The sequence below is a fragment of the Mycobacterium sp. OAE908 genome (genome assembly GCF_017872775.1).
Lineage (GTDB): Bacteria > Actinomycetota > Actinomycetes > Mycobacteriales > Mycobacteriaceae > Mycobacterium.
Window position 1 is genome coordinate 4,993,928 of record NZ_JAGGJL010000001.1, and the last position, 24,931, is coordinate 5,018,858.

Consider the following 24,931-nt stretch of genomic DNA (forward strand, 5'->3'; position numbering starts at 1 on the left):
CCGAAAGGCTCGGACGCGTTTTCGCTAGGGACACGTTTTCTTGCCAACGATAGTTTCGCGAGGAGAGCCGCCACCGGATGATTCACGAGTGCGTACAGCACGGGGCGCAGTACGCGTGCCTGGCTGCCAACATCAACTTCAACCTAGAAGGCCTGCGAATCGGCTTCTGGCAGTTGACGATCGACGGGCTGGCCTGGGGAGCGATCTACGCGTTGGTGGCGGTCGGCTACACGCTGGTGTTCGGTGTCCTGCGGCTGATCAACTTCGCGCATTCCGAGATCTTCATGCTCGGCATGTTCGGCGCTTATTTCGCGCTCGACATCCTCCTCGGCTTCACGCCCAGTGGCAACGCGTACAACAAGGGCATCGCGCTGACGGTGTTGTATCTGGGTGTCGCAATGCTATTCGCGATGCTGGTGTCGGGTTCGGCGGCGGTGGGGTTGGAGTTCGTCGCCTATCGGCCGCTGCGAAGACGGGGTGCCCGCTCGCTGACGTTCCTGATCACGGCGATCGGTGCGTCGTTCGTGATGCAGGAATTCGTCCACTTCATCCTGCCGCACATCATCAAGGGCTACGGCGGTAGCAACGCACAACAACCGATCATCCTGGTGCAGCCGAAGGCGCAGTTCCACATCTTCGGCGCGACGGTCTCCAACGTCACCATCGTCATCGTCGTCGCGGCGCTGATCTTGGCGGTACTCACCGATTTCGCGATCAACCGCACCAAGTTCGGCCGCGGCATCAGGGCTGTCGCGCAAGATTCGACGACCGCGACGCTGATGGGGGTGTCGCGGGAGCGCATCATCATGACGACGTTCCTCATCGGCGGACTGCTCGCCGGCGCGGCGGCGCTGCTGTACACCATGAAGGTGCCACAGGGAATCATTTATTCGGGCGGATTCCTGTTGGGTATCAAGGCTTTCTCCGCGGCAGTGCTCGGCGGCATCGGCAATCTGCGCGGCGCCCTGCTGGGCGGCCTGCTGCTCGGCATCATGGAGAACTACGGCCAGGCCGTGTTCGGCACGCAGTGGCGCGACGTGGTCGCGTTCGTCCTGCTGGTTTTGGTGCTGCTGTTCCGGCCGACCGGGATACTCGGGGAGAGCCTCGGGAAGGCACGAGCATGAACGGCAAGCGGTTCCTGGCGCCTGGCGACGGCCTGCGCGACTGGTGGGACGGCCTGTCCCGCGTGCACAAGTGGGCCTTCGGCGTTCTGCTGTTCGGCGCGCTCGCACTGCTACCGCTTTACACGCCACCGTTCCTCGACACGCCGGGCATCAGTTTCGGCGGCACGATGGCGCAGTTCGCGATGGTCGCGATCATCGCGATCGGGCTGAATGTAGTGGTGGGCCAGGCCGGGTTGCTCGACCTCGGCTATGTCGGCTTCTACGCCGTCGGCGCCTACACGGTCGCGCTGCTCACCAGCCCGGACAGCCCATGGAACCAGCTGAGCGACACAGGGCCGTTCAGCGCCCCGTGGGCGTGGTTGTCGTGCGTGCCACTGGCGATGGCCATCACCGCGCTGGCCGGTCTGATCCTCGGCATCCCGACGCTGCGGCTGCGCGGCGACTATCTGGCGATCGTCACGCTCGGTTTCGGCGAGATCATCCGGCTGATGGCCGACAACCTCTCCGACATCACCAACGGGCCGCGCGGGCTGAACGAGGTCGCGTATCCACGGGTGGGGGAGAGCGACAAGCTGCCGGAAGGCGTGTTCTCCAATGGCAATTCGTCGGGGCACGCCAACTACGGAACGTGGTGGTTCTGGCTCGGCCTGCTGCTGATCGTCGTCATCCTGCTGCTGGTCGGCAATATGGAACGCAGCCGGGTTGGTCGCGCGTGGGTGGCCATCCGGGAGGACGAAGACGCTGCGGAAGTGATGGGCGTCAACACTTTCCGGTTCAAACTGTGGGCGTTCGTGATGGGAGCCGCTATCGGCGGGCTGTCCGGCGCCTTGTATGCGGGCCAGGTGCAGTATGTCGCGCCGCCGAGCTTCAACATCATCAACTCGATGCTGTTCCTGTGCGCGGTGGTGCTCGGCGGGCAGGGTAACAAGCTCGGCGTGATTTTCGGTGCGTTCGTCATCGTCTATCTCCCGAACCGGCTGTTGGGCGTGCACCTCCTCGGCATCAACATGGGCGACTTGAAGTATCTGTTCTTCGGACTGGCCCTGGTGGTCATGATGATCTTCCGCCCCGAAGGCCTTTTTCCCGCGCGCGCCCGGCTGTTGGCGTATGGCAGGGCCGCCCGTGAGTGGCTGCGGACTCCGCCGGTCGAGAAGGAGCCCGCAGCATGACCATCGAGGACCTGGCAGGCGTCCACCGCGAAATTCACGTCGCGGAGGGTGAAGTCCTTTTGGAGACAAAGGATTTGACGGTGAAGTTCGGCGGCCTCGTCGCACTGGATTCCGTCACCTTCGACATCAAGCGTGGTGAGATCCTCGGCTTGATCGGGCCCAACGGCGCAGGCAAGACGACCTGCTTCAACGCGATCACCGGCGTGTACCGACCGAGCTCGGGGTCGGTGATCTTCGACGGGGCGCCGCTCGGCCGGATCAAGCGACACCAGATCACCCGCAAGGGCATTGCCCGCACGTTCCAGAACATTCGGCTGTGGGGCGAAATGACAGCGCTGGAAAACGTCGTCGTCGCAACCGATGCCCGGCACAAGACGTCGGTGCCCGGTGCGCTGGTGCGAACCCCGCGGCATCGGCGGGAAGAAAAGACGGCCATCGAACGAGCCGCGGCGCTGCTGCACTTCGTCGGCATCGCACACCGCGGCGAGGAGAAGGCCAAGAACCTGCCCTATGGCGACCAGCGGCGCCTGGAGATCGCCCGCGCGCTGGCCACCGAACCGAAGCTGATCTGCCTTGACGAACCTGCCGCCGGCTTCAACCCGAGCGAGAAGGCCGCGCTGATCGACCTGATCCGCAAGATCCGCGACGACGGCTACACGGTGCTGCTCATCGAGCATGACATGCGGCTGGTGATGGGCGTGACGGACCGGATCGTGGTGTTGGAGTTCGGCCGCAAGATCGCCGACGGCCTGCCGCATGAGATTCGCGAGGACCCGAAGGTCATCGCCGCATACCTGGGGGTGCCCGACGATGACGTCGAGTGACGATCGCCCGATTCTGCTGGAGGCCCGCGATGTCGTGGTCCACTACGGCCGCATCAAGGCCCTGCACGGGGTGTCGCTGGTGGTGCACGAAGGCGAGTTGGTGACGCTGTTGGGCTCCAACGGGGCAGGCAAGACGACGATGATGCGGGCGATTTCGGGCCTGCGCAGGCTGACATCGGGTTCGGTGTGGTTCGACGGTCGAGAAATCACCGGCGTCAAGGCGCACAAGCGGGTGACTGACGGTCTGATCCAGGCGCCGGAGGGCCGCGGCGTGTTCCCCGGTATGACGGTCACCGAGAACCTCGAAATGGGTTGCTACGGACGTAAATTCGCCTCCAAGGCCGAGCACGACGAGCGCCTCGACTGGGTGATGGAGACATTTCCGCGGCTCGCCGAGCGCAAGAACCAGGTGGGCGGCACGCTGTCCGGTGGCGAGCAGCAGATGCTGGCGATCGGTCGGGCACTGATGGCAAGGCCCAAAGTGCTGTTGCTCGACGAACCGTCGATGGGGCTGGCGCCCATGGTGATATCGCAGATCTTCAAGATCATCGCCGAGATCAACTCGCAGGGCACGACGGTATTGCTCGTCGAACAGAACGCGCAACAGGCTTTGACCCGCTCCGATCGCGCATACATCTTGGAGACCGGGGAGGTCACCCGCGAGGGCAACGCGCGAGAGTTGTTGGCCGACGACAGCATTCGCGCGGCCTACCTCGGCGTCGCCTAACCACCGTTTCATCACCGGCAACTACCGCGAGCGTGCGTGTCTGCACGCCGACACGCCGTCAAATGTGTACATTTTGCGCACGCTCGCGCTCATCGAATGATGCGGAAACGCTTGGTCCGTGACGTGGCACCCGAGGCGAGTTCGATGCGACTGCGGGGCACGCCGAGATAGTCAGCGAGCAACCTGACGACGGCCGCGTTCGCCTTACCTTCGACCGCCTGCTCACGAACGTAGATCGTCAGCTCGCCCTCGGCACCGGTCTCGACAAGCGGTCCCTTCTTGCTCCCGGGTTTGACTCTGACGACGACGGTGTCGGTCACGTTGCCGCGGCGCGGGCCTGGATCGCGTCGAGAACCGCTACATGCTCAGGCGGAACACCGATACGCATCACGAGATCGTCCCCGATCGATTCGAACTCAAACGTGAAGAACGAACAGCACTCGCTTTCTCGTCGGGCCAGATCCCGGGCCGGTGCCTCGACGACTCGGCGCAGCACGAGGTCCAACCGTTGCGGCTCTCGGCGCTCGGCTCGCACGACGAAGGCGAACAAGTCGTCGAACTCTGCAACCCGCAGCGGACGTTCCGACGTCGGCAGCGTGCACGCGTCGGGCGCCCAGTCCGCCGGGATCGCCATCAGACCAGGCTAGCGCGAGGACCGCGGCGACTTGGATGGCCCGAGTCATCGACGTCAGGCGCACGCCCATTCAATGGCGAGCGTGCGCAAAATGCTCACGATTCGCGGCGTGTCGACGTGCAGACACGCACGGTCGGCGTAGGTGGGCCCACGGCGTAGTTGGAGACTAGCGCGACGAGTGCCGCTGCCATGGCCATGTCATCAACGCCCAGACGACGGATATCAGGGTGGCTCCGACGAAGACGTACCACGGCCACGGGCCCATCACGTCCAACAGCGACGCGGTCGACGGTTTGCGGTTGAGGAAGCCGAAGTTCGTTCCGGTGACCCGGTTGAACGTGAACGTGACGACCGCCCAGCCGACCGTGACGGCCACCGCGATGCGAAAGTCGCGCCAATCCGGGCGCATGCCGCGTCCCCAGGTCAGGTAGATGGCGGCCCACACCACCATCAGGTGAATCGCCCAGAACGCCAAGAATTGGTAGTGCGGAAAATCGGGGCTCTGCAGCGCAGGCGAGATCAACGCCTGCGTGCTCAGCACCAGCCCCCAGTAATAGGTCAGCGCATAAGCCCACTGCTTTTGCGACCACAATGCATACGCGCCAACGACCGTCGCGAGGTCGGTCAACTGAAGCGGCACCGAATCCAGCGTCGGCGGAGTCAGGACGTAGACCAGTATCGCGGCATAGACCAGGGCGGTCAGCACACCGAGAACACGACCCAGTCGGCGTGCCTGCTGTTCGGTCTGCCTGCGCCCCGTCCACACCAGGGCGACGGCTCCGACGGCGAACACGGCGATGACGGCCCAATGCGACGGGCCATACTGTTCGAAACGCCTAGCGAGCAACAATGACCGACGAACCGTGGCCGAACAGGCCCTGGTTGGCGGTTACGCCGACGGTCGCGCCCTCGACTTGGCGGCCGGTGGCCTGCCCCTTGAGCTGCCAGGTCAGCTCGCAGACCTGCGCGATGGCCTGCGCCGGAATGGCTTCGCCGAAGCACGCCAGCCCGCCAGAGGCATTGACCGGGATGCGGCCGCCGATCGTCGTCGCACCGCTGCGCAGCAGTTGCTCGGCCTCACCCTTCGGGCAGAGGCCAAGGTGCTCATACCAATCCAGCTCCAGCGCGGTGGACAGATCGTAGACCTCGGCGAGGCTGAGGTCCTCGGGCCCGATGCCGGCCTCGGCGTATGCCGCGTCGAGAATCTGGTCCTTGAACACCCGGTCCGGCGCGGGCACCACTGCAGTGGAATCCGTTGCGATATCGGGCAATTCGGGCAGATGCTGCGGATAGCGCGGCGTCACCGTGGACACCGCGCGCACCGACGGCACGCCGTCTAGCGAACCCAGATGCTTCTTCGCGAACTCGGCACTGGCCACAATCAGCGCAGCGGCGCCATCAGAGGTCGCGCAAATGTCAAGCAGCCGTAGCGGATCCGACACCACTGGGCTGGCCAACACGTCCTCGACCGAGGCCTCCTTGCGATAGCGCGCATTCGGGTTGTTCAGGCCGTGACGCGAGTTCTTCACCTTCACCGCGGCGAAGTCCTCGAGCGTCGCGCCGTAGAGATCCATCCGGCGCCGGGCCAGCAGGGCGAAGTACACCGTGTTCGTCGCACCGATCAAATGGAACCGCTGCCAGTCAGGGTCGTTGCGGCGCTCGCCACCGACCGGGGCGAAGAAACCCTTGGGCGTGGTGTCCGCGCCGATCACCAGAGCCACATCACAAAACCCGGCGAGGATCTGGGCGCGGGCGCTCTGCAATGCCTGAGATCCGCTGGCGCATGCCGCATATGACGACGACACCGGCACGCCATTCCAGCCGAGTTTCTGCGCGAATGTCGCGCCGGCGACGAAGCCCGGATAGCCGTTGCGGATGGTGTCGGCGCCCGCGACGAGCTGGATCTGACGCCAATCCAGTCCGGCCTCAGCCAACGCCGCGCGGGCCGCGGCCACCCCGTATTCGGTGAAGTCGTTGCCCCACTTGCCCCACGGGTGCATGCCGGCGCCGAGGATGTAGAGCGGTTCGGGGCTCATGATGGGATCCTCCAGGCGTAGACGATGCGCTCGACGCCGTCGTCGTCGACGAACAGCGGCATGGTGGTCAGTTCCATCTCCATGCCGACCTTCAGATCCGCGGCCAGCGTGCCCTCGACAACCTTGCCGAGCACGATCAGGCCCTCGTCGGCCAGTTGCACGGCCGCGACGGCGAACGGCTCGAATGGATCCGGCGACGGATACGGCGGCGGCGGGGCATAGCGGTTCTCGGTGTAGCTCCAGAGCGTGCCGCGCCGCGACAACGGCACCTGCGCCAACTCGTCACCGTCGCAGGCGGGGTTGGGACAGTTGTTGGCCCGAGGCGGAAACACATAGGTCCCGCATTGATGACACTTGCCGCCGATCAGATACGGCGCTCCGGATCCGTCGGTGGCGAACCAGCCGTCGATCGCGGGTTGAGTAGAAGCTGACACGCGGTCAGCGTACCGAGTCGAAGGACGAAACTGAAACGTGTTCCAGTTTCGTCTTTCCGATGCGATGTTGGGATCGGTAGTCGTGGCCACCGCCTGTACTTGAGGCGATGCGACGCCAAGCATGGCGGCGGACGGAAGATTGGGAGACATCGATGGGACTGTTCGACAAGGCGAAGAAGGCAGCGCAGCAGGCACAGCAGGCGTTCGCCCAGCCTGCGCAGGGTGATGGCATGGTGCACGTCCAGGGTGCCGGCCCGATCGACCCGGCCATCCTGGGAGGGCCGTCGACGCGCTCGGTCGCTGGGGACGACCCGATCTGGCAGCCCATCAACGGCATCTCGCTGCAGGATTACGCCGAGCTTGCCCGCCAGGCGCAGGCCCGCGGCATCAACGACGAGGCAGGCATGATCACCCTCGCCCAGGAGCGTGGCTGGAGCCCCACCGACACGAAGGCCGCGCTCGACGGCTGGGTGCAGCGGATGGGCCAGTCGATGGCCGTCGGGCAGCAGTTCCGCAAGCTCCTCGGTTACTGAGCAGGGACTGATCGAGATGCCCAACCCATTCAAGGACTGGGCGCGGATGTACGACGCCAACAAGCAGTACCTGGAATCGCAAGGACGGCCATCGTCGTTCTTCGGCCAGATCGGGGGCATCCCCAACCGGATGCACGAGGCGGCCGACGCCGCCGAGATCGGCATGAAGATGATGCGGCATTCGCAGTTGACCAACGGCGCCGGCCTGCCCGCCAACCTCACCGTCGAGGGTGTCTGGCAGGTCGGGTCCTACATGAACATGTCGCCGGTGCTGCGGATCCAGGGCAGCGTGGTGCGCGACGATCGCACTCCGCAGTACGGGGCGGTATTCGACGAGGTCGTGGCGCAAATGCACATCGCGCGGGTGCAGCCAGGCGCAAAGCTCGCTGTGTTCGTCGACCCGCAGAACCCGGTCGACATGGCGATCGACTGGATCCGCACGGGTCAGCTCGGCGGCTAGGCACAGTCCAACAGGATCCGCAGCAGGTCGTCCGGGCAGTCGCGCATCAGGTTGTGCGCACCGTCGAGCACGTGCGTGGTCCATGTCGGATCGCGGCGCACCCGCTCGAACGTCGCGGCGAACGGTGACTGGCCTTCCCATTTGGCGGCGCAGACGTATACCCGTCGATCGAACCGGGACAGGTCTCCTGTCATCCGCGCCGGCTGCATCAACGAGGCCAGGGGATGAGCGGTGGCGCGTTCGTCGAAGAACGGCAGCGGCGGCACGCCGTAGCCGGTCGCATCAACCGAGGTGTACCACTCGCGCTGGTCGTCGGTGGTCAGCGTCCAGCACGACTCGCCGTCGCGCGGGACGAACGCATCGAGGTAAACCAGCGAATTAACCTGTTGCGGAACATGATCCGCGACCGCGGTGATCACCATTCCACCGTAACTGTGCCCGACGAGCACCGCGTCGCTGACATCGTGCACCGCCAGCTCGGCCAGCACGTCGGTGACATGGGTGTCGAGGTTCACGCCGGCGTGCAGCAGATGGGCGCGCTCCGCGATGCCTGTCAGCGTCACGGCGAGCACCCGATGCCCTTGGGCGCGAAGGCCTTCGGCGAGATCGTCGAAGCACCACGCGCCGTGGCATGCCCCTGGCACCAACACGTAGGTGGTCATCGCTTCACCTCGTCGGCTCGGGTGTCGACGCGGTACTTGCCCGTCACCTTCGCGAGATCCTCCGGACGTTGGGTGGCGCCGGTGGCGTGCATCTCGCGATTGGCGGCCACCACGTCGGCCGTTTCGGGACGACGGATGTCCTCGTAGGATCGCAGCCCGTCGACGACGTCACGCGCCAGCTCGTCGGCCAGCACCCGCGCATCGACGATCGCCTGCGAACCACCGTTGGCGCCAACGGGATACATCGGGTGTGCGGCGTCGCCGAGCAGCGTCACCCGGCCGCGACCCCACCACGGCAGCACGTCGCGGTCGACCATCGGATACTCCAGTACAGAGTCGGTGCGTCGTACCAGATCGGCGGCGTCGAGGAAGCCCAACTTCCAGCGCTTCAGGTGCGCCACGATCGCCGTGCGGTCACCTGGTTGATTCCACTTCGCGTCGCCGGGCAACGGCCCCGGGTCTGCCTCCGGCATCATCACCACCCAGTTGATCAGGCCGCCGATCGGATATGTGACGAGGTCGATTCCGTCGGGGTCCTTGACGATCACCATCGTGGCGCCGTCGAGGAAGTCACCGGCAGCGGCGCCGCGAAACATCCGCACGCCCGACCACAGCAGCGGGTCGGGACCGGGATGCAACTGCGCACGCACCGCCGAATGGATGCCGTCGGCGCCTATCAGCGCGTCGGCCGTGAAGTCTCCCGCCGAGGTGTGCACCCGCACGCCGTCGACCGTCTCGTCAAACCCGCCTACTTGAGCGCCGGTGCGAACGGCATTGGCGCCCAGCCGTTCTCGTAATGCCGACAGCAGCAGCAACTGCAACTCGCCGCGGTGCACCGAGTACTGCGGATAGCCGTAGCCGCCGTCGATGCCGCGCGGCTCACAGAACAGCAATTCGCCGTCGGTGTCGTAGTACGAGATCGAGGTGGGTGCGACGGCCTTTTGCGCCAGCTTTTCGCCGAGGCCGAGTGTGTACAGCTCGCTTACGGCGTGCGGCAGCAGGTTGATGCCGACGCCCAATGGCCGTAGCTGCGACGCGCGTTCGAGGACAATCGGATCGATGCCGCGGGCATGCAATGTCAATGCGGCGGTCAGTCCGCCGATACCGCCGCCGGCAATCAATACATCAGTCATGCCTCCAGGCTGGTCAAGCACGAGCTATAAGTCCAATATCAATCGAATCCAGAAACTATAATCATTGCTTATGGAACTGCGGCAGCTCGAATACTTCGTCGCCGTCGCGGAGGAGGCCAACTTCACCCGCGCCGCCCAGCGCATCCACGTCGCGCAACCGGCCGTCAGCGCCCAGATCCAGCGGCTAGAACGCGAACTCGGCCAACCGTTGCTGGATCGGTCGCGTCGCACAGTGCGCTTGACTGCCGCGGGTGAGGCCGCGCTGCCGTTTGCCAGGGCCGCCCTTGCCGCGGTCGCCGATATGCACGTCGCTGTCGACGAGCTGACCCAATTGGTGCGCGGCACGGTCACGATCGGCACGGTGACCTCACACAGTGTTGACATCCCTTCGCTGCTGGCGGACTTTCACGCCGACCATCCGCAGGTCGAAATCACGCTCAGCACAGACACTTCCGATGCGCTGATCGAAAATGTGCGCGCAGGACGGCTGGACGCAGCGATCGTCTCGGTCGGGCCTGACGAGCGACCGGAAGGCCTCGCCGTGGAGGTCGTCACCGACGAGGCGATTCAGGCCGTGGTGTCACCCCGCGACGAGTTGGCGTCGCGCAAGACCATCCGCCTGCGTGATCTGGCCGACCGTCAGCTCATCGCGCTGCCCGTCGGGGCGGGCATCCGCCATCAGTTCGACATCGCGTGCGCCAAGGCCGGGGTGACGCCACGAATCGCGTTCGAGGCGAGCACCCCGGTGGCGCTGGCGGACCTGGCCGAACGGGCGCTGGGTGTCGCGATCGTGCCTGCGTCGGTGCCGCGCGGCCGCGACGGACTCCACGCACTCAACATCGTTCCGCAGCTGCGGGGCCGCTTGGTGCTGGCCTGGCGGTCGGGCGGCCCGATGAGCCCGGCCGCCCGCGAGCTGGTCGCTAGGGCCCGGCGGCTGCTTCGCGCGGGAGACGGCCGCGGGGAAAATTTGCTCGGGCAATGGTGAGCAGACAGCCAATCGCTCTTCCTGTGCTGATCGGCGTTTCTACTATTGACGCGTGGCGAAAGACTGGCCATTCACTGGCCGCGGTGGTGAGACCGCGCAGATCGTCGCGAGGTTGATCGGTACCGGCTCATCGTCGGGGGTGGTGATTGCCGGCGAAGCCGGAGTTGGCAAAAGCCGGCTGGCGCGAGAAGTCCTGACCGCCGTTTCCGACCGTTGCGAGACGCGGTGGGTCGTTGCCAGCAGGTCAGGTCGCACGTTGCCGCTTGGCGCATTCTCTGAATGGATCCGCGAGGCCGGGTCGGATCCCACCATGCTGGTGCGCAGCGTCGTCGACACCCTGACCGCCAGCCCGCAAGGCCGCAGGGTCGTGGTGGGCGTGGACGACGCTCATCAACTCGACGACCTCTCCGCGTTCGTGGTGCACCAACTGGTCCACCGTGAGCTCGCGAAAGTCGTTGTCACCGTGAGAAATCGGGAAGCAACGCCAGACGCGATCACCGCATTGTGGAAGGACTCCTACCTCGAACGCATCCAGTTGCCAGCGCTGACGCGCCAGGAGTGCGATCGGCTTGTGAGACTGGTGCTCAACGGGCCGGTCGCTCCGAGTTCCTTCGAGAAACTGTGGCATCTGACCGACGGCAACGTTCTGTTTCTGCGCCATCTCATCGACCAGGAAATGGCCCGCCAGCGCTGGTCCCGCGAGAAGGGGGTGTGGGAGTGGCACGGCGACGCGTTGGCCTCCACAGAGCTGGCGGATCTCGTGACGTCGCAGATGGGCTCTCTCTCGGAGCCGCTGGCGGACGTCGTCGACCTGCTGACCGTAGCCGGACCGCTGGACTGCGATCTGCTGGCTCAGGCCTCGGGTTGGTCGGCCGTCGAGGAGGCTCACACAAGGGGGCTCATCACTGTCGACTACGACGCAACCGCTGCGGTGGCGCGGCTGAGCCACCCGCTGTACGGCGAGGTCCGCCGGTGGAAGAGCGGTGGAATGCGGGGCCGACAACTCCGCGGACGCATCGTGCGCGCAGTTGCCGATAGCGACGTGCGCGATACTCAAGAGTTGCTTCGTCGAGCTCTGTGGTGGCTCGAGTCAGATCTACCCGCCAACGGCCCACTCTTCACCGAGGCGGCGGGCGCAGCGATGCAACTGCTGAATCCGCTTCTGGCAGAACGCCTTGCGGGTGAAGCACGGCGCGCCGATCCGACATACGAGGCGACCTATCTGCACACCTTTGCCTTGCACCTGATCGGGCGGGCGCCCGAGGCTGAACGCATCCTCGCCGCGGCGTTCAGTGCCGGATTCACGTCCGAGCAACTCGCAATCCTGGCGATGTTCCGGGCGGCAAACCTGTATTGGGTGCTGGGAATGAGCGGCCAATCGCGTCAGGTGCTCGACGATGCGCAAGCGCGCCTCCCGGCCGAGGCGTGCGGTGTGCTGATCGCCTATCGCGCATTGGTCGAAGCCGCCGATGGATATGCGTCGAGGGCCATCGAGTCGGCCAAAGCCGTTCTCACCGGCGAGCTTTCGGAGGTGGCCGCGATGAACGCGTACTACGCGCTTGAACTCGCCTGCGGTTATGCCGGGAGAAGCGAGGAAGCGACCGACGCGGCGAATCGTGGGTACCAATTGGCAGAACGCTCGCCGGGCGCCGCTGCGATGCTGTTCGGCTTTACCGAGCATCACATCCAGGCGCTCGTATTCGCCGGCCATCTGCGGGAAGCAGAAGCGCTCGCTCATCGCACCGCACGCCAAACGATGGATACGCCGGTCGCTTCGAGCGCCTACGCAGCGCTGTTCATGGGGCACGTCGACCTCGGCGCGGGGCGGGTTCGAGCCGCGATGGGCTGGCTCGAGAAGGCCATTCACACCTTCGTCGAAATCGGGAACGTGAAATTGGGTGAAGTGCTGTCTCGATGCGATCTCGTTGTGGCGCTGGCAACAAGCGGCGACGCGGACACAGCCGCTGCCGAGTGCGTCGAACTAGACGCGTTGCGAAATCCGTTTCGATACCTCGAGCCGCGTTGCCTGATGGCACAGGCCTGGTTGCTTGCCGCGGAAGGCGCGATGACAGCCGCTGTGGGGCGGTGTTGGCGTGCGGCCGAAACAGCCAGGGCCAACGGCTATTTCGCACAAGAAGTGATGTGCCTGCAAACGGCCACTCGATTCGGTGACTCGACGTCTGCCGTGCGGCTGGGCGATCTTCGCAACGTTGTCGAGGGACCGCGGGTCGCCGCCGCGGTGGCCCACGCCGATGCGCTGGCTACTGGTGATCCGGCGGGGCTGTCAGCCGCTTCCCGGATGTTCGAAGAGTTCGGTGATCTGGCGGCCGCCGTCGACGCTGCGGCGCATGCGGCGAACGCCTATCGACGGCGCGAACAGAGAGGGTCCGCGCTGACCGAGCTGGCGCGGGCACACAAACTGGCCGATGTGAGCGGTGGCATGGACACGCCCGCGTTGCGCGCCGTCGAAGCTGATCTGCTGACCGGCAGGCAGCGCGAGGTGTTGGCGATGGCGGCGCGCGGACTCTCCAATCGCGACATTGCGCTACGGCTGAACGTGTCGATTCGCACGGTCGAAGGGCACCGTTATCGCGCGACGAAGCGGAAGGCGTAGTCGGCTCCGCTGCCGGACGCGAAAAGGCGTAGTCGGCACCGATGACGCGCGCGAAAAGGGGTAGCCGACTACCCGCGCTGACAGCCTTCTACCAGCAGATACTTGCGTCGAGCAACCATTTTTCACTCGCTGGGAGGGATGATGTCGTACGCCGCTTACGTCGGCCGAGTCGGGGGACTTGCAGTCGCATTGGGCATCGGTGCAGGAGTTTTCACGGCGCCGTGGACAGCCGCTGCGAAGCCCCCTGACAATGGCAACGGCCCGAGCTTCAGCGTGTCCGCTAACGGTGAGACGCGGGTCACCAAAGGAACCGCGACGTCCAGCGCGACGGGCACCGGTTCGGTTGCCATTGCACGCGGCGATCTGACGTCGGCGACTGCAGCCGGGAGCGGAGCCAGAGCCACTGCCATCGGAACCAACAGCCACGCTACGGCGACGGGGACCAACAGCACCGCGTCCGTCGAAGGCGACAACAGCACCGCGATTGCGAGTGGGGGTAGCAACAACACCGCCACCGTCATCGGGAACGACAGCACCGCCACCGCAGGCAGCTCGGATGGAATCAGCAGTGGCTCCAACGACTCCGCCACCGTCATCGGCGACAACAGTCTTGCTGTCGCCAGGGGCGGCGAGAACAACACGGCCATCGTCACGGGCGACGACAGTCGCGCATACGCCGGAAGCGTGCCCGTTGATAGCGGGGATGTCTACGAGGGCAGTAACGGCACAGCCATCGTGACCGGCGACCACAGCTTGGCCACAGTGCTCGGTGGCGACGGCAACACGGCCACCGTCACCGGAGACAACAGCGGCGCCTTCACCGTGCTAGGCGAGGACAACGTCGCCACCGTCGTGGGTGACTACGGGGTTGCCGAGGCCGGCCAGGGCGACCGCAACACCGCCACCGTCATGGGCGACAACAGCGAAGCGCACGCGTTCGCCGGCAATGACAACACGGCCATCACCACCGGTAACTACAGCCACACGGACGCCGAACTCGGTGACAACAACGTCGCCACAGTCGAGGGAAACAACAGCACGGCCGCATCGGGTAGCGGCGACAACAACACCGCCACCGTCACGGGTGACGGGAGCAGAGCGTTTGCCGGCCAAACCTTCACCGGCAGCCCCGGCGACGGCAATGACGGCAATACCGCCATCGTGGTCGGTGACAACAGCATCGCCGACGCAAACCTCGGCGACCAGAACTATGCGGAGGTCTACGGCGACAACAGCACGGCGACTGCGAACAACGGCACCTCCAATCAGGCCTCCGTCTCCGGGAACGACAGTCTGGCGAGGGCAGTCGTCGGCGACAACAACACGGCTATCGCGAACGGCATCGACAGCGATGCCACGGCGGCGTTCGGCAACGAGAATTGGGCCTCGGTCGACGGCAACAACAGCTCCGCGGTCGCGGGCGGCGACATCGGCGGCCTCGGAAGCAACAACACGGCTGGCGTGACCGGCGACGGCAGCACCGCCCTCGCGGGCGGCCCTGGTGCCGACTTCACTTACGCCCTAGCCGACGGCGACGGCCTTGATGCCCATGCGGGCCCGGCAGATATGGACGTTGACATCGTGACGGGTCCCTGACTGACAGTCACGGCATCCCTGTCGGCGGCGGTGCATAGAGTAGGGCCGTGAGCCCAGCCAGTACCGCAACCGAGAAGAAGACTGCGTCCGAAGGTGTGGGCCAAAAGCCCACATTGATGCTGCTGGACGGCAATTCGCTGGCGTACCGGGCCTTCTACGCGTTGCCGGCGGAGAACTTCAAGACCCAGGGCGGGCTGACCACCAACGCGGTCTACGGCTTCACCGCGATGCTGATCAACCTGCTGCGCGACGAGCAGCCGTCACACATCGCCGCCGCCTTCGACGTCTCCCGCCAGACTTTCCGCGTCGACAAATACCCGGAGTACAAGGCCGGACGTTCCGCGACCCCCGACGAGTTCCGGGGGCAGATCGACATCACCAAGGAGGTGCTCGTCGCGCTCGGCATCACCGTGCTGGCCGAGCCGGGCTTCGAGGCCGACGACATCATCGCCACGCTGGCCACCCAGGCCGAGGACGACGGCTACCGCGTGCTGGTCGTCACCGGCGACCGCGATGCGCTGCAACTCGTCAGTGACGACGTCACGGTGCTGTATCCGCGCAAGGGCGTCAGCGAGCTCACCCGGTTCACGCCGGAGGCGGTCGTCGAGAAGTACGGGCTGACGCCGCAGCAGTACCCGGACTTCGCGGCGCTGCGCGGCGACCCCAGCGACAACCTGCCCGGTATCCCGGGTGTGGGGGAGAAGACGGCGACCAAATGGATCGCCGAGTTCGGATCGCTGCAGTCCCTTGTCGACAACGTCGATGCGGTGAAGGGCAAGGTCGGCGATGCGCTGCGGGCCAACCTGTCGAGCGTGGTGCTCAACCGGGAGCTCACCGACCTCGTCAAAGACGTGCCGCTGGCGCAGACGCCCGACACGCTGCGGATGCAGCCGTGGGACCGCGACCAGATCCACCGCCTGTTCGACGACCTGGAGTTCCGGGTGCTGCGTGACCGGCTCTTCGACACGCTCGCCTCCACCGATCCCGAGGTCGACCAGGGCTTCGACGTCAAGGGCGGGGCACTCGAGGCGGGTGAGCTGGCCGGCTGGCTGGAGGAGCACAAGGGCGGCCGGTCCGGGATGGCAGTCGTCGGCACGCATCTGGCATTCGACGCCGACGCCACCGCGCTGGCGATCGTCGCCAGTGATGGCGACGGCCGCTATATCGACACGGCCACACTGAGCGACGACGACGAGGCCGCGTTGGCTTCCTGGCTCGCGGATTCCGAACAACCGAAAGCGCTGCACGAGGCCAAGCTGGCCATGCACGACCTCGAAGGCCGCGGCTGGAAGCTGGCGGGCGTCACCTCCGACACCGCGCTGGCCGCCTATCTGGTGCGGCCGGGGCAGCGCAGTTTCGCGCTCGACGACCTGTCGCTGCGCTACCTGAAACGTGAGCTGCGCGCGGATAACCCTGAGCAGCAACAACTTTCGCTTCTCGACGACAGTGACGGCGTCGACGATCAGGCCGTGCAGACCGTCATCCTGCGCGCCAGCGCGGTGATGGATCTGGCTGATGCACTCGATGAGGAACTGGCCCGGATGGAGTGCTCCTCGCTGCTGGGCGACATGGAGCTGCCGGTGCAGCGGGCGCTGGCCGCGATGGAGTCGGTCGGCATCGCCGTCGACCTGAAGCAGCTGGGCGAGTTGCAGAGCGAATTCGGCGACCTGATCCGCGACGCGGCCGAGGCCGCCTACGCGGTGATCGGCAAGCAGATCAACCTCGGCTCGCCGAAACAGCTGCAGGTGGTGCTGTTCGACGAGCTGGAGATGCCGAAGACCAAGCGCACCAAGACCGGCTACACCACCGACGCGGACGCGCTGCAATCGCTCTACGACAAGACCGGGCACCCGTTCCTGCAGCATCTGCTGTCGCACCGCGACGCGACCAGGCTGAAAGTCACCGTCGACGGGTTGATCAACTCCGTCGCGTCCGACGGCCGGATTCACACCACGTTCAACCAGACCATCGCCGCGACCGGCCGGTTGTCGTCGACCGAGCCGAACCTGCAGAACATCCCGATCCGCACCGAGGCGGGTCGCCGCATCCGCGACGCTTTTGTCGTCGGTAAGGGATTCGACGAGCTGATGACGGCCGACTACAGCCAGATCGAGATGCGGATCATGGCGCACCTGTCCAAGGACGAGGGCCTCATCGAGGCGTTCAACACCGGCGAGGACCTGCACTCGTTCGTCGCCTCGCGGGCCTTCTCGGTGCCGATCGATGAGGTCACCGCCGAGCTGCGGCGACGGGTCAAGGCGATGTCCTATGGCCTGGCCTACGGGTTGAGTGCGTACGGCCTGGCCGCCCAGCTGAAGATCTCCACCGAGGAAGCCAAGGTGCAGATGGAGCAGTACTTCGACCGCTTCGGCGGGGTGCGCGACTATCTGCGCGATGTCGTCGACCAGGCCCGCAAGGACGGCTACACGTCGACGGTGTTCGGGCGGCGCCGCTACCTGCCGGAGCTGGACAGCAGTAACCGCAACGTGCGCGAGGCCGCCGAGCGGGCCGCGCTGAACGCCCCGATCCAGGGCAGTGCGGCCGACATCATCAAGGTCGCGATGATCAACGTCGACAAGGCGCTCAAGGAGTCCGGTCTGAAGTCGCGGATGCTGCTGCAGGTCCACGACGAGCTGCTGTTCGAGGTCGCCGAGGGCGAGCGCGCCGACCTGGAGAAGTTGGTGCGCGAGCAGATGGGCAACGCTTATCCGCTCGACGTGCCGCTCGAGGTCAGCGTCGGGTTCGGTCGTAGCTGGGATTCAGCCGCGCATTAGGACGAGCTCGACTCGGAATAAAACACTGCTGAGCACTGGTTGCGCCCTATTATGAGACCAAACCGTCCCGTATTACGCGAAGCAGATCCGATTGATGACGACCTGGATGCCGATGCGCGGCGGCAGCGCGCCAACGCCGTGATCGACCGATTACAGGCGGCGTTGTTGGCGCACGACATGGACGCGTTCGCCGACGAATGGGCGGCCGACGGCACGATGACCTTCCCGTTCGCGCCGCCCGGCTGGCCGCGGCTGAGTGGTCGCGAGGAGGTTCGCGACTATCTCGCGGGCTACACCGACATCGTCGATGTTCGGGGCGTGAGCCATCAGACCCGGCATGAGACCACGGACCCCGACACGATCATCGTCGAGTGGGGAGTGAGCGGCATCGCCCACGCGACCGGCCGGGCGTACGACATCGATTACGTCGCCTTCGTCACGGTTGGCGCGGACGGCATCGTCGCCTACCGCGACTATTGGAACGCGCTTGCCGCCGGCGCAGCACTCGGCAGTGTCGACGAGATGATCGCCGCGTTCACCGATGCAGGCCCCAAATGAGCGGCAAGGTTCTCGTGCTCGGTGCGACCGGAAACACCGGATCGGCCGTTGTCGATGAGCTGGCAGGCAATCCAAACTTGACGGTTCGCACGGCAACGCGGGCGAGGATCGCGCCGACTGCCTTCGAACACGTGCGGTTCGACTGGTCCGATCCGTCGACGCATCGAAGCGCACTGGATGGCGTTGAACGCATCTACCTCATCGCTCCAGTGGGTGACCCTGACCCGATCCGGATGGTCGGCCCATTCCTGGACCAAGCCGCATCAATGGGTGTGCGTCGGGTGGTGATGCTCAGTTCTTCTGCGGTCGCCGCCGGTGATCCGGGTCTCGGCGTCGTGGCCGCGGCATTGCGAAACACGTTGCCCGAGTGGGAGATTCTGCGGCCGTCGTGGTTCATGCAGAACTTCGTCGAGCGCCATCCGCATGCGGACAGCATTCACGCGACGGGCGAATTCGTCACCGCCACAGGGCGTGGGCGGCTGGCCTTCATCGACGCCGCCGACATCGGTCGCTGCGCCGCTCGCCTGCTCACGTGCGAGCGCGCAGGCAACACCGACCACCTGCTGACCGGGCCCGAGGCAATCAGCTACGACGATGCCGCGGCGATCATGACGACGATCACCCAGCGCCCGGTGCGCCATCGTGCAGTCGAAACGGCGCGGTACGTCGACTTCCTCGTTCAGGCCGGATACGACCTGGGGTTCGCATCGGCGCTCGCCGTGCTCGACGAACGGATACGCGACGGCAGGGAAGCCCGAGTCACCGATGCAGTCGAACGGCTCACCGGACAGCCGCCACGTTCGTTCGCTGACTACCTTCGCGAACACGCAGGGATACCAGCATGATCCGGTCGGCGCCGGGCAGACCCCAGGACACTGCGGTTACGGCCGCCATACTCGATGCAGTGATGGCCGACCTGGCCGAGCATGGGTTTCGGGGCCTCACCATGGACGCCGTCGCCCGGCGCGCCGGCGTTGGAAAGAGTGCGATCTATCGTCGGTGGCCGTCCAAGGTCGAGATGACCGCTGACGCGCTCCGGACCCTGAGCGTGGTCGTCGCTCCTGTGCCCGACACAGGCTCGCTTGACGGCGATCTGCTGGCGCTCCTCACCGAGGTGCGGTCTTGGCTGGACGACTCCCGGATCCGCCGCGTTTATCCCGATCTCCTCGCAGAGGCGCAGCGCAATCCGGTGCTGGCCGAGGCACTCATGGACTATGTGGGCCGCCCACGCCGCGCGCGGGCCCAGGTCGTCCTCGACCGCGCCGCCGAGCGCGGCGAATTGGCGGCCACCGCCGATCAGGACCTCATGCTCGACGCGCTTGGAGCGCTCGTGTTCTGGCGCCTCATCGCACTGGGTCGTCCGGTGACGGACGCGCATCTTGGCCGCGTCGCCCGCTTGGTCTGCTCCATGGCCCGATAGGTCCTGCCTAGGCGCGGTATCCGGCCAGCCCCTGCAGCACGGGAGCCGCTGCCCGGGCGCCGTACAGCCGATAGGCCTCCTCGTTCTGCAGCGCGAACACGCGCTGGTCGCCGAAGCCGCGGTCGATGCGGTCCCGCACGAACGCCAGCTCGACCACCTGGGCCGCGAAGTTCTTCGCCGACTTGCCTGCGGCCCGGCCGCCCAGCCGGGTCGCCTCGGTGATCGCGACCTTGCGGGCCTTCAGAGAGCCCAGCCAGGTGGCCTCATTCGGGGTGACGAGGCCCGCCGACACCATTCCCGGCAGCTTGGAGGCGACGACCGTCTGCTCCCGGCGTCGGCTGTGCACGCCGAGCGCGATCACCAGCGCGAAGATCGGCACCATCCACAACGCGTAGACCAGCAGATACGCCTCGAAGCCCACCAGCGACGAGCCGTTCCAGAGCCCGTGCATGAATACCGCGCCCAGGTAGCCGAGCACGACGCAGCCGGCCTTCGCGACGCCGTTGCGCTGCTGCAGTGCGAAGTACACGCCAATGCCGGTCATGGTGGTGAAAAGCGAATGCGCGAACGGACCCATGATCAGCCGGACCGCCGCCGTCAGCAGCGACTCGGACACCGATTCGCCGTTGGCGATGTAGAGGATGTCCTCGAGCCAGGCGAAGCCCGCCCCGACCAGCCCCGCGTACACCAGGCAGTCGGTCAGTGAGTTGAGTTCGTTGCGGCGCCGGCCGGTCATCATGAGCAGCAGGAACAAGCCCTTGGCGGCTTCCTCGGTCAGCGGCGCACTGAGCACGAGGGAGAACGCGCTGGGCGACTCCGTGTCCGTCAGATCGGGGTGGAGCATCGATTCGGCGTAAATCTGAATGATCGAAGCCAGCACGACTGCAACCGAGGCACCCCAGAGAAAGGCGAAGACAAGCAGTCGCGGCGGTTCAGGCTCCCAGCGGTCCAGCCAGATGTAGGCGAGGACGACGACGATCATCACGGTGCTGGACAGCGCGAATCCGATTCCCGCTCCGACGGGGTTGTAGACGGTCAGCCCGATCACGATCAGCCCGGCGATGGTCCCGAGCAGGATGATCACGGCCAGCGGGGCGCCGACCTTACGGATTTTGCGCTGAAACGGCGGGGTGAGCACATACGGAGGTGGTGGTGCGCCTGCGGATGACACCAGAGCAGCGTAGCCGCGCATTGATCATGATCGGCGGGCTCTGGAGGCCGAGTTTGTCCAGCATGTACACAGTCGAGTAACCTCGACAGGTACCCGTCTGCGGTTTTGCGATCTCTGCTGCGGGTGCACAGCACGATATCGGCGCCCGCGCCGAGCCAAATAACAAGATTCCCATGTCCCTACGATTGAACCTGTCCGGAGCAACCCACCACATGCCAAGTCCCTCCGTCACGTCTCCGCAAGTAGCCCTCAACGACATCGGCTCCGCGGAGGATTTCCTCGCCGCCATCGACAAGACCATCAAATACTTCAACGATGGCGACATCGTCGAAGGGACCATCGTCAAGGTTGACCGCGACGAAGTCTTGCTCGACATCGGCTACAAGACCGAAGGTGTCATCCCTTCCCGTGAGCTCTCCATCAAGCACGACGTCGACCCCAACGAGGTCGTTTCCGTCGGCGATGAGGTCGAAGCTCTGGTCCTCACCAAGGAGGACAAGGAAGGCCGCCTGATCCTGTCCAAGAAGCGCGCTCAGTACGAGCGGGCCTGGGGCACCATCGAAGAGCTCAAGGAAAAGGACGAGGCCGTCAAGGGCACCGTCATCGAGGTCGTCAAGGGCGGCCTGATCCTCGACATCGGCCTGCGCGGCTTCCTGCCCGCTTCGCTGGTCGAGATGCGTCGTGTCCGCGATCTGCAGCCGTACATCGGCAAGGAGATCGAGGCCAAGATCATCGAGCTCGACAAGAACCGCAACAACGTGGTGCTTTCCCGCCGCGCCTGGCTGGAGCAGACCCAGTCCGAGGTGCGCAGCGAGTTCCTCAACCAGCTGCAGAAGGGCGCCATCCGCAAGGGCGTCGTCTCCTCGATCGTCAACTTCGGCGCGTTCGTCGATCTCGGCGGTGTCGACGGTCTGGTGCACGTTTCCGAGCTGTCCTGGAAGCACATCGATCACCCGTCCGAGGTCGTTCAGGTCGGCGACGAGGTCACCGTCGAGGTGCTCGACGTCGACATGGACCGCGAGCGGGTTTCGTTGTCGCTCAAGGCGACTCAGGAAGACCCGTGGCGGCACTTCGCCCGCACCCACGCCATCGGACAGATCGTCCCCGGCAAGGTCACCAAGCTGGTGCCGTTCGGTGCGTTCGTCCGCGTCGAGGAGGGCATCGAGGGCCTGGTGCACATCTCCGAGCTCTCGGAGCGCCACGTCGAGGTCCCGGATCAGGTGGTCCAGGTCGGCGACGACGCGATGGTCAAGGTCATCGACATCGACCTGGAGCGCCGCCGCATCTCCCTGAGCCTCAAGCAGGCCAACGAGGACTACACCGAGGAGTTCGATCCGTCGAAGTACGGCATGGCCGACAGCTACGACGAGCAGGGCAACTACATCTTCCCCGAGGGCTTCGACGCCGAGACCAACGAATGGCTCGAGGGCTTCGAGAAGCAGCGTGAGGAGTGGGAGTCCCGCTACGCGGAGGCTGAGCGCCGGCACAAGATGCACACCACGCAGATGGAGAAGTTCGCCGCTGCCGAGGCCGAGGAAGCAGCTCGGCCGTCGTCGTCGAACGGCGCGTCGCGCTCCGATGAGCCGTCCGCCGGTGGGTCGCTGGCCAGCGACGCCCAGCTGGCGGCACTGCGGGAGAAGCTCGCCGGCAGCGCCTAACGGCCTGCACGATGCTTCGCATCGGTCTGACCGGCGGTATTGGCGCCGGTAAGTCGACGGTGTCCGCCACGTTCGCAGAATGTGGCGGCATCATCGTCGATGGCGATGTGATCGCCCGTGAGGTCGTCGAACCCGGTACCGAGGGGCTGGGTCAGCTCGTCGCGGAGTTCGGTGAGGACATCCTGCTGCCCGACGGCGCACTGAACCGGCCCGCCCTGGCGGCCAAGGCGTTCGTCGACGACGAGAAGCGCGCCAAGCTCAACGGCATCGTGCATCCGCTGGTGGCAAGTCGACGTGAGGAGATCCTCGACGCTGTCCACGACGATGCGGTGGTGGTGGAGGACATCCCGCTGTTGGTGGAAACCGGTCTGGCGCCGTTGTTTCCGCTCGTCGTCGTGGTGTCCGCAGATGTCGAAACCCGAGTAACCCGCCTGATCAAGCGGGGGATGGACGAGGCCGACGCGCGGGCGCGCATCAAGGCGCAGGCGCCCGAGGAGCAACGGCGCGCGATAGCCGATGTGCTGCTGGACAACTCGGGTTCCCAAGGTGAGCTCGTGGAGAAGGCCCGCGACCTCTGGCACAACCGGGTGCTGCCGCTGGCGCACAACATCAGCACCCGGCAGTGCGGTCCCACGGTCTACGAGCTCGTGCCCTATCGCCCGGCTTGGTCCGACGATGCGCGCAGGATTATCAAGCGCATCGAAATGGCCTGCGGCGCAAAGGCGTTACGGATCGATCACATCGGATCGACCGCAGTGCCCGGAATGGACGCCAAGGATGTGATCGACATCCAGGTGACCGTGGCGTCGCTGGACGTTGCCGACGAGGTCGACAGTGCGCTGGAGCATGTCGGGTTTCCGCGTATCGAGCACATCACTGCGGACACGCCGCACACGGCCGATTCTTCGTTGTGGCGCAAGCGGATTCACTGTGCGGCCGATCCCGGCAGGCCGGCGAACATTCACCTCAGGGTCGACGGCTCGCCGGCTCAGCAGTTCGCGCTCCTGTTCCGCGACTGGTTGGCCGCGAGTCCTGGTGTGCAACAGGATTATCTGGCGGCCAAGCGTCGGGCGCTGTCTGCGCCCGACTACGCAGACGCCAAGGAGCCGTGGTTCGCCGACGCGTATGAGCGCGCGTGGGAATGGGCGGAGACGACGGGGTGGCGGCCCTAGCTACGTAGCGGCTGGGGCAGGCGCCTCTGCTGGCGGCTCGGCGGGCTGCGGCGCGGTCGCCGACGTCTGACCGGCGACCGGGGCGTCCAGCGGGGCGCCACATTGCAGCACGCCGTACAGCGGATCGTCCTTCGGGTGGAACAACCGCGGTGCGATGAACTGATCCGCCTGCGCGACGATCTGGTCGTCGGCCAGGATCTCGCAGTGCAGATTCGACCCGTACGGCCACTGGATCGAGATCTCCATGCCGGCCTGTTTGGGGTCGTCCAAGACGGTGTTGACCTCAAACGTTTGTCCCGGCAGCAGCGTAGGCGTTTCGCTGTTGACGTTGTGGTCGTCCATCTTGTACGCGACAACTGCGCCCCGCGACGTCCCGGTCGCGCTTGCGCGGTACGTGATGTTGTGCTTCACGCCATCGCCGGGAGCGGGCTGGATTTCAGTCTGCGGTCCTGGCGGCCCGGGTTCGGGGTCGGCCACGGCGGAGGCCGGCGTTAACTGCGCACCTGCGCCGATGACCGCAGCAGCGGCGATCGCCAGCCATCCGCGCGTGGTGGAGCTCATGACAGCCGACCTTACCGTCGTCAGAGCCGTGACAGCGACGCGGTTGCCGGTCGGCGGCCGCTCGATAGCCCCGTCGTGAGGCGCGGACCTGCGGTTATTTGCCATTACAAGATCATCGCGCATACGTCCTCGACCGTTACGGCCGGTGGAAGAGGGCGCGCCCGCGGGGGCAATTGTTTGCTGATTTCGCAGCAGCGGGATTGAAATTCGATCATCACTAGCAACATTGAAGTTACGCTTGACAGCCTGACTAAATATGATGTATCTGCGTTTGCAGTCGGCGTAACTGGTTCCCATAGGCGCTGTTATGTCACACGGCAATTAATCGACAAGATATTGACGGATCTGCCGATAAGGGTGTTCGCGGTTCGACCGAAATCGATTAATTAGCAGTCGCTTACGGGTGGCACGCGGTGGTCAAGCTGTGCAGAATCGAGCAATCGGATACGATGCGGCGAGCCCGTTTACCACATTGCCTGCGCCCGTCACAAGCTTTGCACCCAGCGTGTTGAACTCCACTAGTTGCAATCGAAAGAATTGCCTATCAGCAAACCCAAAAGCCATCGACGCCGGTTACTATCCTCTCGATCTCGAAGGTTCGCTCAAGGCCCCCACCAAGAAATCGACCGGCGACCCGTTGCCGGTTCGGGGAAGGGAGCCGTGGGTCAGCACCGAGGGGATCGCGG

Annotated in this window: 24 protein-coding genes; 15 read left to right on the forward strand and 9 right to left on the reverse strand. The window is 65.4% G+C overall.

The genetic code is table 11. The annotated features are described in order from the left end of the window. Positions 1–77: 77 nt before the first annotated feature. From J3E61_RS24630 to J3E61_RS24645, 4 genes are read left to right on the forward strand one after another with little or no spacing between them, the layout of a single operon-like run. Entirely contained in the window at positions 78–1,124 is a 1,047-nt protein-coding gene (locus J3E61_RS24630; RefSeq protein ID WP_192720503.1) for a branched-chain amino acid ABC transporter permease, read from the forward strand. Then, positions 1,121–2,293, forward strand: a complete 1,173-nt coding sequence (locus J3E61_RS24635) for a branched-chain amino acid ABC transporter permease (protein WP_210085308.1) — start codon at positions 1,121–1,123, stop codon at positions 2,291–2,293. The genes J3E61_RS24630 and J3E61_RS24635 overlap by 4 nt, the downstream gene beginning before the upstream one ends. Beyond that, the gene (locus J3E61_RS24640) at positions 2,290–3,117 is read left to right on the forward strand and encodes an ABC transporter ATP-binding protein (RefSeq protein ID WP_210085309.1); all 828 of its coding nucleotides are present in this window, start codon (positions 2,290–2,292) and stop codon (positions 3,115–3,117) included. The genes J3E61_RS24635 and J3E61_RS24640 overlap by 4 nt, the downstream gene beginning before the upstream one ends. After that, positions 3,104–3,844, forward strand: a complete 741-nt coding sequence (locus J3E61_RS24645) for an ATP-binding cassette domain-containing protein (protein WP_192720500.1) — start codon at positions 3,104–3,106, stop codon at positions 3,842–3,844. The genes J3E61_RS24640 and J3E61_RS24645 overlap by 14 nt, the downstream gene beginning before the upstream one ends. 89 nt (positions 3,845–3,933) lie before the next feature. On the opposite strand, the gene J3E61_RS24650 is transcribed toward J3E61_RS24645, so the two are convergent. From J3E61_RS24650 to J3E61_RS24670, 5 genes are all read right to left on the reverse strand, one after another. Continuing rightward, a complete protein-coding gene (locus J3E61_RS24650) occupies positions 3,934–4,164 on the reverse strand; it encodes a DUF167 domain-containing protein (RefSeq protein WP_210085310.1) in 231 nt (76 codons plus the stop codon). After that, positions 4,161–4,478 carry a hypothetical protein gene (locus tag J3E61_RS24655; RefSeq protein ID WP_210085311.1) on the reverse strand — a complete coding sequence of 106 codons (318 nt, stop codon included), beginning with the start codon at positions 4,476–4,478 and terminating at the stop codon, positions 4,161–4,163. The genes J3E61_RS24650 and J3E61_RS24655 overlap by 4 nt, the downstream gene beginning before the upstream one ends. 166 nt (positions 4,479–4,644) lie before the next feature. After that, positions 4,645–5,325: a TIGR02206 family membrane protein gene (locus J3E61_RS24660; RefSeq protein ID WP_210085683.1), complete on the reverse strand. Its 681-nt coding sequence runs from the start codon at positions 5,323–5,325 to the stop codon at positions 4,645–4,647. After that, a complete protein-coding gene (locus J3E61_RS24665; protein ID WP_192720497.1) occupies positions 5,315–6,514 on the reverse strand; it encodes a lipid-transfer protein in 1,200 nt (399 codons plus the stop codon). Before J3E61_RS24665 ends, J3E61_RS24660 begins: the two co-directional genes overlap by 11 nt. After that, positions 6,511–6,948, reverse strand: coding sequence for an OB-fold domain-containing protein (locus tag J3E61_RS24670; RefSeq protein ID WP_192720496.1), 438 nt, complete (start codon positions 6,946–6,948; stop codon positions 6,511–6,513). Before J3E61_RS24670 ends, J3E61_RS24665 begins: the two co-directional genes overlap by 4 nt. 152 nt (positions 6,949–7,100) lie before the next feature. Between J3E61_RS24670 and J3E61_RS24675 the strand changes: the two genes are divergently transcribed. Together J3E61_RS24675 and J3E61_RS24680 are read left to right on the forward strand one after the other, a co-directional pair. Further along, positions 7,101–7,481 (forward strand): hypothetical protein, encoded by a 381-nt coding sequence (locus J3E61_RS24675; RefSeq protein ID WP_192720495.1) that lies wholly within the window; start codon positions 7,101–7,103, stop codon positions 7,479–7,481. Between the two features lie 16 nt (positions 7,482–7,497). After that, on the forward strand, positions 7,498–7,941 hold the full coding sequence (locus tag J3E61_RS24680) for a hypothetical protein (protein WP_210085312.1): 444 nt from the start codon (positions 7,498–7,500) through the stop codon (positions 7,939–7,941). Here the strand turns inward: J3E61_RS24680 and J3E61_RS24685 are convergent. Both J3E61_RS24685 and J3E61_RS24690 read right to left on the reverse strand, forming a co-directional pair. Continuing rightward, on the reverse strand, positions 7,938–8,603 hold the full coding sequence (locus J3E61_RS24685; RefSeq protein WP_210085313.1) for an alpha/beta hydrolase: 666 nt from the start codon (positions 8,601–8,603) through the stop codon (positions 7,938–7,940). The two genes, J3E61_RS24680 and J3E61_RS24685, sit on opposite strands and share 4 nt — an antisense overlap. Further along, complete coding sequence (locus J3E61_RS24690; protein ID WP_210085314.1) at positions 8,600–9,736, reverse strand: FAD-dependent monooxygenase; 1,137 nt, start codon at positions 9,734–9,736, stop codon at positions 8,600–8,602. The genes J3E61_RS24685 and J3E61_RS24690 overlap by 4 nt, the downstream gene beginning before the upstream one ends. A gap of 70 nt (positions 9,737–9,806) precedes the next feature. Between J3E61_RS24690 and J3E61_RS24695 the strand changes: the two genes are divergently transcribed. The 7 genes from J3E61_RS24695 to J3E61_RS24725 all read left to right on the forward strand — a co-directional run bounded on the left by J3E61_RS24695 (position 9,807) and on the right by J3E61_RS24725 (position 19,683). Continuing rightward, positions 9,807–10,721, forward strand: coding sequence for a LysR family transcriptional regulator (locus J3E61_RS24695; RefSeq protein WP_192720491.1), 915 nt, complete (start codon positions 9,807–9,809; stop codon positions 10,719–10,721). Between the two features lie 52 nt (positions 10,722–10,773). Then, entirely contained in the window at positions 10,774–13,335 is a 2,562-nt protein-coding gene (locus tag J3E61_RS24700) for a hypothetical protein (protein WP_210085315.1), read from the forward strand. A 141-nt stretch (positions 13,336–13,476) separates the two neighbouring features. Beyond that, positions 13,477–14,931, forward strand: coding sequence for a hypothetical protein (locus J3E61_RS24705; protein WP_210085316.1), 1,455 nt, complete (start codon positions 13,477–13,479; stop codon positions 14,929–14,931). Positions 14,932–15,047: 116 nt separating this feature from the next. Further along, positions 15,048–17,705 carry a DNA polymerase I gene (polA, locus tag J3E61_RS24710; RefSeq protein ID WP_210085684.1) on the forward strand — a complete coding sequence of 886 codons (2,658 nt, stop codon included), beginning with the start codon at positions 15,048–15,050 and terminating at the stop codon, positions 17,703–17,705. 51 nt (positions 17,706–17,756) lie between these two features. Further along, the gene (locus J3E61_RS24715) at positions 17,757–18,263 is read left to right on the forward strand and encodes a nuclear transport factor 2 family protein (protein WP_210085317.1); all 507 of its coding nucleotides are present in this window, start codon (positions 17,757–17,759) and stop codon (positions 18,261–18,263) included. Next, positions 18,260–19,108, forward strand: coding sequence for an NAD(P)H-binding protein (locus J3E61_RS24720; protein WP_210085318.1), 849 nt, complete (start codon positions 18,260–18,262; stop codon positions 19,106–19,108). The genes J3E61_RS24715 and J3E61_RS24720 overlap by 4 nt, the downstream gene beginning before the upstream one ends. Beyond that, positions 19,105–19,683: a TetR/AcrR family transcriptional regulator gene (locus tag J3E61_RS24725; protein ID WP_210085319.1), complete on the forward strand. Its 579-nt coding sequence runs from the start codon at positions 19,105–19,107 to the stop codon at positions 19,681–19,683. Before J3E61_RS24720 ends, J3E61_RS24725 begins: the two co-directional genes overlap by 4 nt. A 7-nt stretch (positions 19,684–19,690) precedes the next feature. On the opposite strand, the gene J3E61_RS24730 is transcribed toward J3E61_RS24725, so the two are convergent. Beyond that, positions 19,691–20,875, reverse strand: a complete 1,185-nt coding sequence (locus tag J3E61_RS24730; RefSeq protein ID WP_210085320.1) for a PrsW family intramembrane metalloprotease — start codon at positions 20,873–20,875, stop codon at positions 19,691–19,693. Between the two features lie 191 nt (positions 20,876–21,066). On the opposite strand from J3E61_RS24730, the gene rpsA reads away from it, so the two are divergent. Next, positions 21,067–22,512 (forward strand): 30S ribosomal protein S1, encoded by a 1,446-nt coding sequence (gene rpsA / locus J3E61_RS24735; protein WP_192720484.1) that lies wholly within the window; start codon positions 21,067–21,069, stop codon positions 22,510–22,512. Between the two features lie 11 nt (positions 22,513–22,523). After that, positions 22,524–23,684 (forward strand): dephospho-CoA kinase, encoded by a 1,161-nt coding sequence (locus tag J3E61_RS24740; protein ID WP_210085321.1) that lies wholly within the window; start codon positions 22,524–22,526, stop codon positions 23,682–23,684. Here J3E61_RS24740 and J3E61_RS24745 read toward each other — a convergent pair whose 3' ends face one another. Continuing rightward, positions 23,685–24,245 (reverse strand): hypothetical protein, encoded by a 561-nt coding sequence (locus tag J3E61_RS24745; protein ID WP_210085322.1) that lies wholly within the window; start codon positions 24,243–24,245, stop codon positions 23,685–23,687. It lies immediately after the preceding gene. Positions 24,246–24,931 lie beyond the last annotated feature (686 nt).